The sequence below is a fragment of the Lysinibacillus sp. NPDC093216 genome, assembly GCF_050280325.1.
Classification (GTDB): Bacteria; Bacillota; Bacilli; order Bacillales_A; family Planococcaceae; genus Lysinibacillus.
The window spans coordinates 24,867-38,065 of sequence record NZ_JBNNVB010000015.1; the positions used below are offsets into that span (position 1 = coordinate 24,867).

Consider the following 13,199-nt stretch of genomic DNA (forward strand, 5'->3'; position numbering starts at 1 on the left):
CTAAGCGTTCGCAGTCCATTTCTGTTTTGAACAGCTCTCAAGATTGGGGTATCCCATTACCCCTCCCTATCCAGTGCATATAGCAGATAGGGCTACACTACTTTTACCATAGCGTATAGTTGGTTTCGTTCGATGTGTTTTAGCGTCTTTTTCTTGACGACACATATTGTTTTACCGATAGCATGAATTAGGCTATCGAACCATATACAATATCCAATTTTCAATGAACGAGCGTGTTTTAAAGACTTTTACTTGTCTATACATGAAGTATAACACCCTTTCAGACAATTAAGGTAGCAAAAGCTATCTCTTGTCTGACCTCACTTTCATCCCATGTCTAAAGACGGGCTACACCCTGCATGGGCTTTCTCGTTCGGAAAATCTGTAACAAGCCTTCATATTTGTAAGTTGCATTTGACTAGCTTCATACATAGGCAACTTTATGTTAGGAGGTTTTTAGTCTAATAGCACTTTATTATATCTGCTATGCTTATTACTTATATTGCCTCAAAATAAAAAAGGAGAGCCTGTAGAAAAAATGATTGATACAAAATTTTGAAACTGTACCTGTAGATTATTATTTTTTAAATCTAATTGTCAGGCATTTCACTATACAAACATAGCTACTAAATCATATTAATAATAGTGTAAAGCTAACTTAGCTTTGCACCTCCTAGTTTGTGGTTTAGGGTCACTTTGGTTCGAGTGACCCTTATTTATTTATCTTTCATTGTTATTTTCATAACTGTACTGATAAAAATATAAGCATGATCCAATGAGTTATCTCAGATTTTGTATGATGGAATTTTCTTCAATGTACTTCCCGACATAAGTTCCACATACAATAACTTTGTGGCTTTTATATCCATATCTTCCCCTTGAAGACTTTTTTAGATTAATGTCACTCTTATATTATTTTGTAATTCCATCGTTTAATTTGACTGTAGCGATCTTATAGACACCTTCAGTAATATTTTGGAAAACCTTTTCTTATTATATTCGTATATTTATTAGAACTAATATAAATGAGGTGACGAAAATGATTGCTGGATATATTACTTGTATTGTTCTTGCATTCATTATTATTTTCATGGGTTATCTGATCCATGTAAAAAAGAAACTGTGGCTCATCGCAGGTTACCAAGAAGATAGTTTTATTGGTGATAAAGATAAACTGGCTAAGCTATTTGGTGTTTTCTCATACATAGTAGGTATCGCTACTTTTCTATTACCTTTTGGACTAGAATTTTGGGGTCTCATTAGTGGCATTTTATATGCGGTTGGTATATGTGTAGGAACAGTAGCCACTTTGGTCTGGAAACAAATTATAAATAAGCCACTTTAAAAAGAGTCTTTAAAACGAAGACCTTTATAGAAATTATAAAAATATCCCCTTGAATTTAGACACGGACAACATTGTCTACTTCAAGGGGAACATTTTTATGCCATGTGTAATTCTAAAACATTTCGTTAGTCATTCCACCACTTTTATCTAAACGATACTTTTCTTTTATCTTTCCGAACTTTGAAAAACATGTAAAGGCTAAATAATAAAATGATCATGACTGTTACTGCTAAAAAATATGTATCTTGAATCTTAAACAAGAAAGTATTCAAAGAATTTAATAATCCAGCTGACATCAACAATAACCAATAATTATTCTTTCTTTTTGATTGATCACCGTTATTTAGATAACTAGCAGAAAGCCAGATAAAGAAAGGTAAATAACAGACAATTGAAAAAGTTAGAATAGCCCATCCAATAAACGACATAGTATAAACACCTCCTAGAGCCTATCTTATTTTATACGATTGACATTTGTAATAGTTTCAATTTTATTATTCTGTAAAAATGTTACTTACAGAGTTTTCAAAATTTCGTGGAACACTATTCATGCTATCCCTTTCCCTTTTTGAAATTGAGTAATTCCTCATCATTAATTTTCCGGATTTTTAATTCAAGCTGAGTAAAACCAAGATGAATACCTCCCCTCCATTCTAGACCTAGACATATTATAGATTGTAGAAGGGAGGGATATTTCATGGGATATTACGGCGGAAATTTTGGTAGCTGTTGTGGCGGTGGCTACGGTGGTTACGGTGGTGGCTATGGCGGTGGTGGCTATGGCGGTGGTGGCTATGGCGGCGGCGGCTACGGCGGTGGCTGCGGTGGCGGTTACTATGGACATGGCGGAGGCCATGGTTCAGCATTCGCATTAATTGTAGTTCTATTCATTCTTTTAATTATTGTTGGTACAACATTCATGTATTAATTTTTCCAGTACTTTAGATTCTATTCAGATCTATAATGAATAAAGTTAATGCTATTTATCATTGTCACAATTAATCATTTCCATAACCTCTGTTACTAAATATCAAATACCTAGTAATAGTAGGATAACTAACCAGCCTAACATACTACAGTGAAAACAAAAAGGTCACTTTTGTCCGAGTGACCTTTTATTTTAGATTGTTCAACTTTTCTTTCCATTCAATATCATTTACTTAAATAATAAAATAAAACCGCTACAATAATATTTGGTAAAGCAATGTATAAGGAATGTAAAGTAATATTATTGCGTTCGTCCCGATGTTCTGTTGTTTCGGTAGCAAAATTTGCTCTCATCCGATCCCCACTAACCATGGCCCCTGAAAAAATCATTGAAATGACAATGAAGATACAGCCAACCGTGCCTGAAACTAAATAAACCTTTTCCATTCCCCACAGCATCATCGAGATCAAAACACCGCAAAGTGATAAGAAAACACCAATTAGTAAATATTTCACCTCAAATCCCCCCTATCCTTATTTTACGTTTGATTACCATACTTTGTTTCATTTTTGTAATCATTGCTTAATTTTCTTTTCAATTTTAGGAGTGACAGTGTTTGGCTTTGGAGATAGTAACTGCCAATATTTATAGTTGTATATGTACTTCTTTACGTTTTTATGCCAAAAGGATTTTTAAAATAGATTACCCACACAAAGAATAATAACCAACACAAATATCATAAATAAGGATGGTTGCTATTCAACGAACGAAGCAGGTTAGTTGAATAAGCATTTTGGCTAGTTTTAACTTGTTTTGACAGCATCAAACAAGGAAGAGCAATTAGATATTTCTGAAGGGATAATGAGTTAATCATAAGATACTTTTATTGAAAGGAAAATGAATCATGTTTTTCATAGCATATTTACCTATTTTTCTTTACTTATTATTAGAATTTTATAGAAGTTCACCTATTAAAGAAGAAAAACGAAATCTTGGTTCTAGTTTTTTTATCGGGGTAGTTTTAGCCTTGATGTTAACCATTCCAGAGATTATTTATTTCTTTACAATAAATAAGATTAATTCATTGCTGTTTTTTGGTGTTATTGTCGGGCTAGTTGGTGTATGGATAAGATTTTATTCAATGAAAATCTTAGGGAGATTTTACAGTAGGAATGTCGGAATGCAGGGGGAACATAAGTTAATTCAAAACGGTCTATATAAATATATTCGCCACCCTGGTTATTTAGGGTCTTTTTTGACCTTTTTAGGATTTGCTATATCTTCATCTTCGTTCGTTGCCATTATTATAAATATCATTTTATTTTTCCTTGCGTATTCGTATCGTATAAAAATTGAAGAGAGAATTCTTGTTACATTGTTTGGTGAACAATACAAACAATATCAGTCCAAAACTTGGCGAATTATTCCGTTTCTATACTAGAGATTTTAGGATAAAATAGATTAAATCTGCCTCTTATTTTTAGGCTGTTTTCTAAAAGATTGTTGCTGTTAAAACATAAAAACAGAGTTAATCTACAAAATGTGTAGAATCAACTCTGTTTTTATGTTTGATATTTCGAAAATCGAATATTTAACTAAGCAGCCGTTAGTTGAATATAGTCGTGAATTATGTTGTTCTGTTGTTATATCTTTTTATTATAGTTACTAAAATTGCAATAATGAAAACGATGATACTATTGAATAATAAATATTGTGCTAGTTGCATTCCGTAAAATACTGCAAAAGCATCACGAATAATAAATATTGCTAATGCACCACCGATTGCCCCAAAGAAAACTGCTGATAACAATATTGTAAAAGCAGCAGAATATAAATTTTTCTTTTTTTTGTAGAATATAAAGCCAATGATATTTGCAATAACGATAAAAACTCCCATAAGTGGTAATAAAAAATTAGTCATTTAAATCCCTCCCATTATAAACATATTTTACCACTAAAACTAAAACTTTATTGAATTATTCTGCTCCGATAGTTCAATAAGAAAAAAAGGGGCTGCTAATGCAACTCAATGTTCTTCAAGTAAAGCACCCCTATAGTTTAAGTAGATTTCTTCACAAACTTGTCTTTTTTAAACCTAATTAATTATTACTATTTGAGTTAATTTCATAATTCTAATCCCTTTAGCATCAGGGGTTCCGATACAATAAAAAACGGGCACCTTCCCAAATTCGGTATAATGGTAGCGTCTAAACTAAACCATACTGAATGAGGTGAATGCCCTATGACTATTGTAAAACAAATGAGCCTATTTGACATCCAAGAATTATTGAAAATGGAAAGTTCCCGTCGTTTCGATGCGATTTTTGCCACTTTCGACGTACAACCGATTTTTCAGTTGTTTTTAAAAAGGACATTGCGTGGTGCCCCACGTGAACTAAACTATGGTGCGATGATTCAATCACTGATTATTCGTATTGTCGAGCGTATTCCAACGATCAAGGATTTAATCAAACGTTTGGTCAATGATCCTTTATTCCGTTTAGATTGTGGGTTTCTTGTTTCGGATGTTGTGCCTTCTGAAGCGTCTTATTCTCGTATGAATGAAAATAAGCCTTTTCAAGATCTGATTCTTGAAAAAGCTTATTTTTCGAAGTTGTTATATACTTCCTAAATATTCTACAGCTAACTCTACCTCATTGATATCATTATCCAAGGATACCTTATATGCTTTACCATTAGGTTTTGAACTAACGATTTTATGGATTTCTTGATCGATAAAATGAACGGCTACTCCATCATCAGCGGCAATTCCAGATGAGAGTTTATTAGCTTTAACCAAATTATGATAAGCAGGTCTTCGATTGATTTCTCCATCATAATGAGGGCAATTACTTCCTGGGAGAAAACCTAAACATGATATCGGCTCTAATTCTCCTCCAAATGAATCTGTTATTCCTTCCTCGAACCAACAAATTGAACCAGCACTAATGCCTGTTAATAGGATTCCCTCTTGCCAAGCAGTCTTAAAAATGCTATCTAACGACCACTCTTTCCATAAAGCTAAAAGGTTTTTAGTATTTCCTCCGCCAACATAAATAATATCTTTTTCCATAATAAAACTTTCTAAATCTCGAGTTGGAGGAGAAAAAAGTGATAAGTGGGACGGAATGCATTGTTGCGAGTTAAAGAAAGAATAAAATTTTGCAATATAATTTTCCGAGTCTCCGCTTGCAGTAGGTATAAAGCAAATCTTTGGATTGGCTTTGTTAGATTGCTGTAAAATATATGTATCTAATAATGGATTATGAGGCTCCATAGAAAAGCCCCCTCCTCCTAATGCAATAATTTGTTTCATCATCCCCCACCCCTTTTTGAAAATACTGTATTTTCTAATTATATAAAACTTCTAGAGGAAACGCACCCATTGGATTAAGAACTTTTTCATTTTATTATTGGTGTAGGTATACCATTTCTCCAATCCTTAATAAATGAGGATTGGTGAGGATTAAGGTTTAAAGGTATTTCATCTCTCGATAAAAAGTACAATTCGCTACTTTCATCATTAATTTGTAAAGTACCTTTATAATCGCTTGAGTAAAAAATTATTTGAACACTAAATACTTTATCTCCATTTGAGTACTCTGCAAAACCTTTTTTACCAGAATATAATCCAAACAATGTTATATCGTTCAGAATAAGATTCGTTTCTTCAAAGACTTCCCTTTTAACGGTCTCTTCAAAAGTTTCTCCGATTTCCAAGATACCTCCTGGGATTCCCCAAATATCACCGTCAGTCCTTTTTTGTAAAAGTATACGTCCCCTATCATCTTCAATTATTGCTCCACAGCCAATAGTCAATAGAGTTTCATGCCCGATTATTTGTCTCATCGTTTTAATGTAATCATTCATAATTGATGCCCTCTTTCCTTGTTGTAGATTCCTAAAACATTCTTTTTCATAATTTACTATTTCAGCTCATTAAAGAGTAAAATAACCATAAACATCCTTATTTTACATTGTTTCTCCAAAAATAAATACAAATGGTTCAATAATGCAAAAAAGCAAAGCCCAGATTACATAAAAAAATGAGCCCTGCCTATTTTTATTTTCCATCCTTATTACTTAACTTTTGAATCTCGAGTAGCTCAGAAATCGTTACAAATTTATATCCCTGCTCTTCAAGCTTTGGTAAGATTTTTTCTAATGCTTTCACAGTTTGCTCACGATTTCCACCGCCATCATGAAATAACACGACACTTCCAGGCTTAGCACCCTTTAAAACAGTATTGACAATTTTCTTTTCTCCAGGACTTTTCCAATCAAATGTATCTAAATGCCATGACCACATGACAACTTTATACCCTTCTTTTGCTATTGCATCAATCATGGAATCCGTGTATTGGCCTTCAACTGGTCTAAATAAAACAGGGACATAACCTGTAATACCATAAATTGTTGCATGTGTTTGTTTTATTTCTTTCATCAAATTGGAAACATTCGTTCTAAAAGGATGCGTATATGTGTGAATGGCTAGTTCGTGACCTTCTTCATGTATACGTAAAGCGAGCTCTGGATTTTTTTCTGCATTTTCACCCACAATAAAGAATGTAGCCTTTGCATTGTACTTGTCTAATATATCTAAAATGTCAGGTGTGTACTTTTTATGAGGACCATCATCAAAGGTTAAGGCGATTACTTTTTCATCCGTATTAATATCCCACAAAATTTGTCCTGCCTCTTCGTAATACTTCCTTCCCTTGTCTGCAAAAGATTTTTCATTTACAAAAAATAAAAATACCCCGAAAAAGCATAAAGCGATCAGTAGATAGTATTTCCTCAAGTTTTCACCTCCTATTTCTAATCATTATTATTTGAGGTTTAAAGTAAAAAATGCTTTTATTTTTGTTCTTTTAATTGTATATAAAACCAATAACAATCCAAAATGAATGTAAATAAACGTATCACATTCTAATCCTAAAAATGTTATATTATTTGGAAGGAGTGTGATTATTTTGATAATAAGTGTAAAGAAAGAGGATTTAGATTTTAATTGCTCCAGTTTAAGTCAAAGGTGTTTCGAGCCGCTCATTAAGATTTATAAGGTAAGAATGTCTGAAGAAACTAATATCGGTGTAAAAGAACGTTTTTATGAGGAACTTACAGAAGGTCAAAGAGCATTATTTATGTTTCATGTTTATTATAACCATATTAATAAATCTCTTATCGAATTTTATTGGTGGAGTGCTTATTTCATGGCACAGTCTAAAAAATGGGCAGCTCTCAAAGCCTGTTTTAAGTATTTTAATGATGAATCTTTTCTTTTACTCCTTGAAAATATTGAACAGGAACTAAAACAACATAATCACCCTACTACATTAGAGAATTTTACAATCACTCGAGATGAATTAAATCAAAATAAAGAGCTCCATGCATCATTTGAATCGCTATATGCAATATTCGAAAACATTTATCCAGCTACTATAGAAAAAATAAATATTTTCATCGAAAAAAATTTACAAGACTTTATACAAATTGAAAAGTAAGGAGTATTTTTTATGGCAACTATAGAAGACTTTATAAACCTTGATATTAGAATTGGGACAGTTATCCAAGCGGAAGAGCTTCCGAAAGCAAGGGTTCCTGCTATTAAAATGATAATTGATTTTGGAGAAGATATTGGCATCAAGCAATCCTCTGCTCAAATTACTAAACGCTATACGCCAAAAGGAGTTGTTAATAAGCAAGTAGTTGCGATCGTTAATTTCCCACCCCGTCGTGTAGCAGGCTTTAAATCTGAAGTTTTAGTGATTGGCGGAGTTCCTTTAGAAGGAGATGTGATTTTATTAGCTCCTGATCAGCCTGTACCAAACGGAACTAAAATTAGTTAAGTTTAGGATTTTCTGATAGTGTTAATTTCTTCAACATCATATATATAGTAGAGAAAAACTAACTTAGCCTTACACCTCCTGACTTGGTACTAAGGGTCACTGATGTGGCCCTTTTATTATTTCGCTTATCTTGTATCACATGTTACAATTTTTGTTACATATAAATTATAAGTAGAACAAATCCCCTAAATCGAGAGGATCATAGAAAATGAAAATTTATTTTGATTGGTGTTACATCATTAAAATCTTCAAATAAAAAATAGAAAGGAGCCTGATAATCAAGAAAAAGGAGAGAACATTATGAAAAACAGACAAGCAACAACTAATGACTATGAAACTATTATAAATCTTTGGGATAGATCCGTTACCAAAACCCACGATTTTTTAAGTTTAAAAGATAAGGAAGACATTAAACAGGAAATTCCTATGTATTTCCCACATCTTGATGTGAGACTTTGGTATGCGGAAAATAAATTGATAGGTTTCTCAGGTACCAATATTCAGCACTTAGAAATGCTGTTTTTAGAACCTACTGAAATAGGAAAAGGTTATGGAAAACAAATAATACAACAACTCATTAAAGATTTTAATATAAGGTCTGTTGATGTTAATAAAGATAATGAAAATGCAAAGATGTTTTATTTAAAAAATGGTTTCACGATTGTCAGTGAAGAACCAACAGATAGTTCAGGCCGCCCTTATCCAATATTACATCTTGGATTGAAGTAACAAGAGAAATTGCCCTCCCTTCCACAGGAGCAAACTGAAATACTTAGAAACATTTCAGATAAGTTAAATCGATATAGTTAAATGTGAAATCTGACTGAAATCAAACTTATAACAACAAGTTTGACTTCAGTCTTTTTTGTAATTAAGCACGAAACTTACCTTGAATCCCCTATTTTATACAACTGATAATATCCAAATTAATTATGTACTTAAACAGAATTTTCCAATAAAATGATATGTATAAATAACGATGAAAAGAGGAATTTTTGTGGAAACTGAAAAAAGCTGTAAATCCCTACTCATAACAATTGGTTGGTTAAATGCTTTGTTTGCACTTTTCTTTTTTCAATTATTTTGTGGTATTATGGCCATTTGTAGGGCATCGTTTTAAGAAGTGATTATCATGCTAAGAAGAATGGACTTGTCTTAATTATTGTAGGAATTATAGTTGGGATTGCCGGATGGGTACTCAATTATTTATTTATGTAGGCTATGAAAAGTTTTAAGCAAGAAAGCACTAACATGTATTCGTCCGTCAGTGCCTTCTCGTATCAATATGGTGCTTATTTCTTCACTTTTGAAAGTGTCATACCATCACCAATTGGAATAATAATCGACTCTAATTGAGGGTGATTCGCTACTGCTTCATTGAATTTCTTCATTATTTCCGTATATCGTTTTGGTTTGGCAGTTGGATCTGCCACACTTCCTGCAGCAAGCACATTGTCAGTAACTATGATCGCATCGGGATTTGCTAGTTGTACACAGTAATTTAAATAGTTTTCATAATTATCCTTATCAGCATCGATAAAGAAAAAATCGAATCGTTCATTACTTTGCACTAGCTTTTCAAGGCTTTGCAATGCAGGTCCTGTTATATATGTAACTTGTTCACCAAAACCCGCCTTCGATAAATTACTGTAAGCAAACTGTGCGTATTTTTCCTCTAATTCTAGAGAAGTTAATGTTCCATCACTGCCGAACCCTCTAGATAAACAAATTCCACTATATCCACCGAGAGCCCCTACTTCAAGAATGTTTTTAGCTCCTGTCATTGAGACAAGCATTGTTAAAAGTTTTCCAGAGGAAGCTGAAACGGAAATGGCGGGCATTCCGTTTTCTTCAATAGATATAATGACCTCCTCTAAAATCGAGTCTTCGTTATGAAACACGGAATCAATGTAATGATTAATTATTTTCATTCAGGTTATTCCCTTCCTCATCATGATTTAAAGATTTTTCATCATCTTCTTGACTGTCGGATGTAGCCATCGTTTCGCTTTCGTGTAATTCAAATAATTGAATGAACTCATTGATGACCATATCAATGGCTTTTAATTCACCCACTAATATTGGCTGAATAGATTGAAACTCCGGTTGTTCTAATTGCTGCTTAATCGTTGCACGCTTTAGATTCATCATTTCTAAAAAAGCAATGGCTCTTCCACGTCGGAAAGTTTTAGCTCCACGTTGTTGAGAGCCGTCTCTTCCTCTATGACGTCCTCCACGATGATGTCCCTCTTCTCTAAATTCCTTAAATTTTTCACTTTTCATTTAGTGTCCTCCTTTTATCGTATACATTTGTATACACTCTAACCACAACTCAACTGTATACGAATGTATACAATTTGTCAATCATCCTTCTCTTTAATTTTCCATTACTTTACATAATCAACTGAGAAATTTGTAATATTTACCTCTTCAAGGTTTTCCATTAAACTGTAAGTATCAGCCGAATTAATTTGGGAGTGAAATTTATTGAAGAAAAAATCCTGTTTATTAATTGTGGTATTGTTTAGTTTATTTTTAGTTGGTTGTAATGAAAAAGGCACAGTAGCTACTATTAAATCTAAAAAACCTGATGCAGCAGAAGTTTTAAGATTGGACAACAAAGCAGATATTTTTCAATGGAAAGGTAACATTTTAAAAACCAATATAGAATGGATTGATGAACTTGAAGTCAATGAAGATAAAAATATTGGTGAGATAGAATTTAATGCAACTAAAGCTGAGGACTTTAAAAATGGTGCAGCTAACCTTTTACCAATTGGTACAAAGATTTATTCTGTAAAAGAACGTGATGATATTTTCATCGTGAAATATGACAATGTGGTTAAACGATATTTAGTTCTATCTGAGGGCTGATTTCTTAAAAGGGAGACGAATATGTTCATTCATGATACAGTTGCAGATTTTACCAATAATTATGTGCCCACCATTGATTATTTAAAGAACTATTATAAAAAGCATGCGAGCCATTTTGAAGAATACTTTCGATTTCATTGCCATAATGTAGATGAAAAAATGAAAATGGCTATTCCAAAGCACCAGGAAAAGATTTCAGCGTTAATTGAAATAAAAGATAAAATGCCTAAGCTTATTCGTGATATTGCAAGGGACTATGAACAGATGTACGATATTACATTTACAAAGGATGTACATCTGATTGTAGGTTTATATGGCAGTAATGCTTTTACTTACCGACAGTTCATACCAGAAATTGCATTTTGCTTAGAGAAACTTTCCCCTCTAGATCGCCATTTACAAATTATTATTGCTCATGAGTTTGGGCACGCTTCACACCATTTATTATCCGAAAAAAGAGGTATTAATTGGGCAATGGTAGACTGGGAGAGCCCATTCACTTGGCTTTTACAGGAAGGCATTGCAACGCATTTTTCTACAAAGGTGGTAAGTGCGAGGAAAGATGAATATTTTGCATTTGAGGAAGACTTAGAGTGGCTAACATTTGCTTCAAATAATAAACAAATAATTATGGAAGAGTTTTTAAGCGATGTAACTTCGCTCGATGCAAGAGCAGTGTTTCTTGAATGGTTCTCTATTAATGGAGGTAAACGATTTGGTTTTAATCGCTTAGCTTATTTTATCGCTTATGAATTCATACAAAGCAGCCTTCAAGAACTCACAGAATTGGATGTTATTACATTATGGCGAGACGTAAACTATCAAGATGTTATTTATCAACAATTAACCGGAATGGCAAAGAAAAATGTATGATTCGGCTATATCTTTTTGGGGAGGTCACCTTTCATTTTTGAAGGTGACTTTATTTTTTAGCCTATTGGCAAAAAGAAAAGACGTCATAAGACGCCTTATATTCATTTAGTTTTATCGTTCATTTCATTAATTAGTTGAACAGCTTCATCAATATGAGTCACATTCAAAATTTTTATGTCGATATTTTGTTCCTTTTGAATCTGTGCGGCTTCTTCGGCATTTTTAGTGGGAATAATCATAAACGGTAAACCGTATTTTTCTGCGATTAGCATTTTTTCTTTTAGTACCCCTATAGGTAAGACGTCACCCGTTTCGCTTATTGCCCCAGTCACTGCAATGGCTACGTTGTTTTGTAAATCGCCTCGTATAATGAGTCCTGTTAGTGCTAGCCCTAACCCAGCACTATTTCCACCAATATTATCCTGATTAAAAAATTCATTAATACGGACATCTTCTTTACCTAGATAATGATTAACGTTGTCTTTCATTTGCTCTGCTTCATTCTTTTGAAGATGAAGCCACTTTAATATTTGCTGGTTTTTGCTCTTGTACAGAACAAAATTCGTAATTTCATCCACATCTATAAAAGGAACTTGCTGTTTATTTAAAAGATCTTCAACAGATTGAATACTCTCCATTAATTGAAAATCTACTCTATTTACGCCTATTAAATAGATTTCACTACCTTTGGCATGTAATGGCTCAGTGTATATGTATGCGACATGAGAAGTTCCTTCATAAAATATAAGAGGCAATTCGAAGCAAAACAGCAAGAACATCATGCAAGTAGCGAGCGTGATTTTTCTTTTATATATTTTGTTTCTCAGTAAGATCCGAGCTATTAATAAGATGATAAAATTAATCAATAATAAAGCAACAAAAGAAATTCCACCTATTACATCTTGAAGATACAAAAATAAAATTACACCATAATAAAGAAATATTAAAAAGATAGTCACGATATAAAGCAAACTTCTTTTACGATTAGAAATATTATCCACTCCTTACTTTAATATTCGTCTATTTTCTAACTTTAGGACCTTACATGTAATTTCACATCTCAGTTTATTTATTCCAGAAATACCCTGAGAATCCTTCTTATTCGAAAAATGAGTCATTTTCTATAGCTAGCATCTTTTTAACAACTGAGTCCATTAGAGCTTTAGTTTACGTTCAATCAACATTCTAATTGATTTTTACTTATTTCCATTTTTAGGTAACAATTCTTTACAACAAAAAAGCGTTAATCCTTATCGATTAACGCCTCCAAAGTTCTACCAACCTTTTTTCAGTTTCTTTTTGTCCTCTTCTTATACTTAATTACGCATTT

The 13,199-nt window shown here is 32.8% G+C and carries 17 protein-coding genes and 1 pseudogene; 9 read left to right on the plus strand and 9 right to left on the minus strand.

Annotated elements, in window-relative coordinates; genetic code table 11:
- Window positions 1–1,039: 1,039 nt before the first annotated feature.
- Entirely contained in the window at window positions 1,040–1,345 is a 306-nt protein-coding gene (locus ACQKOG_RS16280; RefSeq protein WP_427447410.1) for a DUF3784 domain-containing protein, read from the plus strand.
- Window positions 1,346–1,488: 143 nt separating this feature from the next.
- Here the strand turns inward: ACQKOG_RS16280 and ACQKOG_RS16285 are convergent, their stop codons facing one another.
- Window positions 1,489–1,773 carry a hypothetical protein gene (locus ACQKOG_RS16285; RefSeq protein WP_427447412.1) on the minus strand — a complete coding sequence of 95 codons (285 nt, stop codon included), beginning with the start codon at window positions 1,771–1,773 and terminating at the stop codon, window positions 1,489–1,491.
- A gap of 269 nt (window positions 1,774–2,042) precedes the next feature.
- On the opposite strand from ACQKOG_RS16285, the gene yjcZ reads away from it, so the two are divergent.
- Window positions 2,043–2,273, plus strand: coding sequence for a sporulation protein YjcZ (gene yjcZ / locus ACQKOG_RS16290; RefSeq protein ID WP_427447414.1), 231 nt, complete (start codon window positions 2,043–2,045; stop codon window positions 2,271–2,273).
- A gap of 224 nt (window positions 2,274–2,497) precedes the next feature.
- Here the strand turns inward: yjcZ and ACQKOG_RS16295 are convergent, their stop codons facing one another.
- The gene (locus tag ACQKOG_RS16295; RefSeq protein ID WP_427447416.1) at window positions 2,498–2,788 is read right to left on the minus strand and encodes a DUF5316 domain-containing protein; all 291 of its coding nucleotides are present in this window, start codon (window positions 2,786–2,788) and stop codon (window positions 2,498–2,500) included.
- 389 nt (window positions 2,789–3,177) lie between these two features.
- Here ACQKOG_RS16295 and ACQKOG_RS16300 point away from each other — a divergent pair, with 389 nt between their 5' ends.
- Window positions 3,178–3,714 carry a methyltransferase family protein gene (locus ACQKOG_RS16300; protein ID WP_427447417.1) on the plus strand — a complete coding sequence of 179 codons (537 nt, stop codon included), beginning with the start codon at window positions 3,178–3,180 and terminating at the stop codon, window positions 3,712–3,714.
- A 186-nt stretch (window positions 3,715–3,900) separates the two neighbouring features.
- Here the strand turns inward: ACQKOG_RS16300 and ACQKOG_RS16305 are convergent, their stop codons facing one another.
- Window positions 3,901–4,194 carry a 3-isopropylmalate dehydrogenase gene (locus tag ACQKOG_RS16305; protein WP_427447419.1) on the minus strand — a complete coding sequence of 98 codons (294 nt, stop codon included), beginning with the start codon at window positions 4,192–4,194 and terminating at the stop codon, window positions 3,901–3,903.
- 321 nt (window positions 4,195–4,515) lie between these two features.
- Between ACQKOG_RS16305 and ACQKOG_RS16310 the strand changes: the two are divergent.
- Window positions 4,516–4,833: pseudogene (locus ACQKOG_RS16310) on the plus strand (transposase); the annotation flags it as partial.
- A gap of 57 nt (window positions 4,834–4,890) precedes the next feature.
- Here the strand turns inward: ACQKOG_RS16310 and ACQKOG_RS16315 are convergent.
- The 3 genes from ACQKOG_RS16315 to ACQKOG_RS16325 form a co-directional block, all read right to left on the minus strand.
- Window positions 4,891–5,589: a Type 1 glutamine amidotransferase-like domain-containing protein gene (locus ACQKOG_RS16315; RefSeq protein WP_402871672.1), complete on the minus strand. Its 699-nt coding sequence runs from the start codon at window positions 5,587–5,589 to the stop codon at window positions 4,891–4,893.
- A gap of 86 nt (window positions 5,590–5,675) precedes the next feature.
- Complete coding sequence (locus ACQKOG_RS16320; protein WP_427447421.1) at window positions 5,676–6,143, minus strand: NUDIX hydrolase; 468 nt, start codon at window positions 6,141–6,143, stop codon at window positions 5,676–5,678.
- A gap of 193 nt (window positions 6,144–6,336) precedes the next feature.
- The gene (locus ACQKOG_RS16325) at window positions 6,337–7,074 is read right to left on the minus strand and encodes a polysaccharide deacetylase family protein (RefSeq protein ID WP_402871678.1); all 738 of its coding nucleotides are present in this window, start codon (window positions 7,072–7,074) and stop codon (window positions 6,337–6,339) included.
- Window positions 7,075–7,342: 268 nt separating this feature from the next.
- Here ACQKOG_RS16325 and ACQKOG_RS16330 point away from each other — a divergent pair, with 268 nt between their 5' ends.
- The 3 genes from ACQKOG_RS16330 to ACQKOG_RS16340 all read left to right on the plus strand — a co-directional run bounded on the left by ACQKOG_RS16330 (window position 7,343) and on the right by ACQKOG_RS16340 (window position 8,851).
- On the plus strand, window positions 7,343–7,777 hold the full coding sequence (locus ACQKOG_RS16330; RefSeq protein WP_427447424.1) for a hypothetical protein: 435 nt from the start codon (window positions 7,343–7,345) through the stop codon (window positions 7,775–7,777).
- A 12-nt stretch (window positions 7,778–7,789) separates the two neighbouring features.
- Window positions 7,790–8,122 carry a chaperone CsaA gene (csaA, locus tag ACQKOG_RS16335; RefSeq protein WP_402871684.1) on the plus strand — a complete coding sequence of 111 codons (333 nt, stop codon included), beginning with the start codon at window positions 7,790–7,792 and terminating at the stop codon, window positions 8,120–8,122.
- Window positions 8,123–8,422: 300 nt separating this feature from the next.
- On the plus strand, window positions 8,423–8,851 hold the full coding sequence (locus ACQKOG_RS16340) for a GNAT family N-acetyltransferase (RefSeq protein WP_402871687.1): 429 nt from the start codon (window positions 8,423–8,425) through the stop codon (window positions 8,849–8,851).
- 563 nt (window positions 8,852–9,414) lie between these two features.
- Here the strand turns inward: ACQKOG_RS16340 and ACQKOG_RS16345 are convergent.
- Both ACQKOG_RS16345 and ACQKOG_RS16350 read right to left on the minus strand, forming a co-directional pair.
- The gene (locus ACQKOG_RS16345; RefSeq protein ID WP_402871690.1) at window positions 9,415–10,053 is read right to left on the minus strand and encodes an O-methyltransferase; all 639 of its coding nucleotides are present in this window, start codon (window positions 10,051–10,053) and stop codon (window positions 9,415–9,417) included.
- Complete coding sequence (locus ACQKOG_RS16350) at window positions 10,040–10,405, minus strand: hypothetical protein (protein ID WP_402871693.1); 366 nt, start codon at window positions 10,403–10,405, stop codon at window positions 10,040–10,042. Before ACQKOG_RS16350 ends, ACQKOG_RS16345 begins: the two co-directional genes overlap by 14 nt.
- Window positions 10,406–10,609: 204 nt before the next feature.
- Here ACQKOG_RS16350 and ACQKOG_RS16355 point away from each other — a divergent pair, with 204 nt between their 5' ends.
- Entirely contained in the window at window positions 10,610–10,996 is a 387-nt protein-coding gene (locus tag ACQKOG_RS16355; RefSeq protein WP_402871696.1) for a hypothetical protein, read from the plus strand.
- A 21-nt stretch (window positions 10,997–11,017) separates the two neighbouring features.
- Window positions 11,018–11,869 carry a hypothetical protein gene (locus tag ACQKOG_RS16360; RefSeq protein ID WP_427447427.1) on the plus strand — a complete coding sequence of 284 codons (852 nt, stop codon included), beginning with the start codon at window positions 11,018–11,020 and terminating at the stop codon, window positions 11,867–11,869.
- Between the two features lie 101 nt (window positions 11,870–11,970).
- Here the strand turns inward: ACQKOG_RS16360 and ACQKOG_RS16365 are convergent, their stop codons facing one another.
- Complete coding sequence (locus ACQKOG_RS16365; RefSeq protein ID WP_402871702.1) at window positions 11,971–12,870, minus strand: S16 family serine protease; 900 nt, start codon at window positions 12,868–12,870, stop codon at window positions 11,971–11,973.
- Window positions 12,871–13,199: the final 329 nt, after the last annotated feature.

Excerpts from the sequence above, each read along its gene's own strand:
- ACQKOG_RS16280 (WP_427447410.1), top strand. The coding sequence starts at position 1,040 with ATGATTGCTGGATATATTACTTGTATTGTTCTTGCATTCATTATTATT.
- ACQKOG_RS16285 (WP_427447412.1), bottom strand. The coding sequence starts at position 1,773 with ATGTCGTTTATTGGATGGGCTATTCTAACTTTTTCAATTGTCTGTTAT.
- yjcZ (WP_427447414.1), top strand. The coding sequence starts at position 2,043 with ATGGGATATTACGGCGGAAATTTTGGTAGCTGTTGTGGCGGTGGCTAC.
- ACQKOG_RS16300 (WP_427447417.1), top strand. The coding sequence starts at position 3,178 with ATGTTTTTCATAGCATATTTACCTATTTTTCTTTACTTATTATTAGAA.
- ACQKOG_RS16305 (WP_427447419.1), bottom strand. The coding sequence starts at position 4,194 with ATGACTAATTTTTTATTACCACTTATGGGAGTTTTTATCGTTATTGCA.
- ACQKOG_RS16315 (WP_402871672.1), bottom strand. The coding sequence starts at position 5,589 with ATGAAACAAATTATTGCATTAGGAGGAGGGGGCTTTTCTATGGAGCCT.
- ACQKOG_RS16320 (WP_427447421.1), bottom strand. The coding sequence starts at position 6,143 with ATGAATGATTACATTAAAACGATGAGACAAATAATCGGGCATGAAACT.
- ACQKOG_RS16330 (WP_427447424.1), top strand. The coding sequence starts at position 7,343 with ATGTCTGAAGAAACTAATATCGGTGTAAAAGAACGTTTTTATGAGGAA.
- csaA (WP_402871684.1), top strand. The coding sequence starts at position 7,790 with ATGGCAACTATAGAAGACTTTATAAACCTTGATATTAGAATTGGGACA.
- ACQKOG_RS16340 (WP_402871687.1), top strand. The coding sequence starts at position 8,423 with ATGAAAAACAGACAAGCAACAACTAATGACTATGAAACTATTATAAAT.
- ACQKOG_RS16345 (WP_402871690.1), bottom strand. The coding sequence starts at position 10,053 with ATGAAAATAATTAATCATTACATTGATTCCGTGTTTCATAACGAAGAC.
- ACQKOG_RS16350 (WP_402871693.1), bottom strand. The coding sequence starts at position 10,405 with ATGAAAAGTGAAAAATTTAAGGAATTTAGAGAAGAGGGACATCATCGT.
- ACQKOG_RS16360 (WP_427447427.1), top strand. The coding sequence starts at position 11,018 with ATGTTCATTCATGATACAGTTGCAGATTTTACCAATAATTATGTGCCC.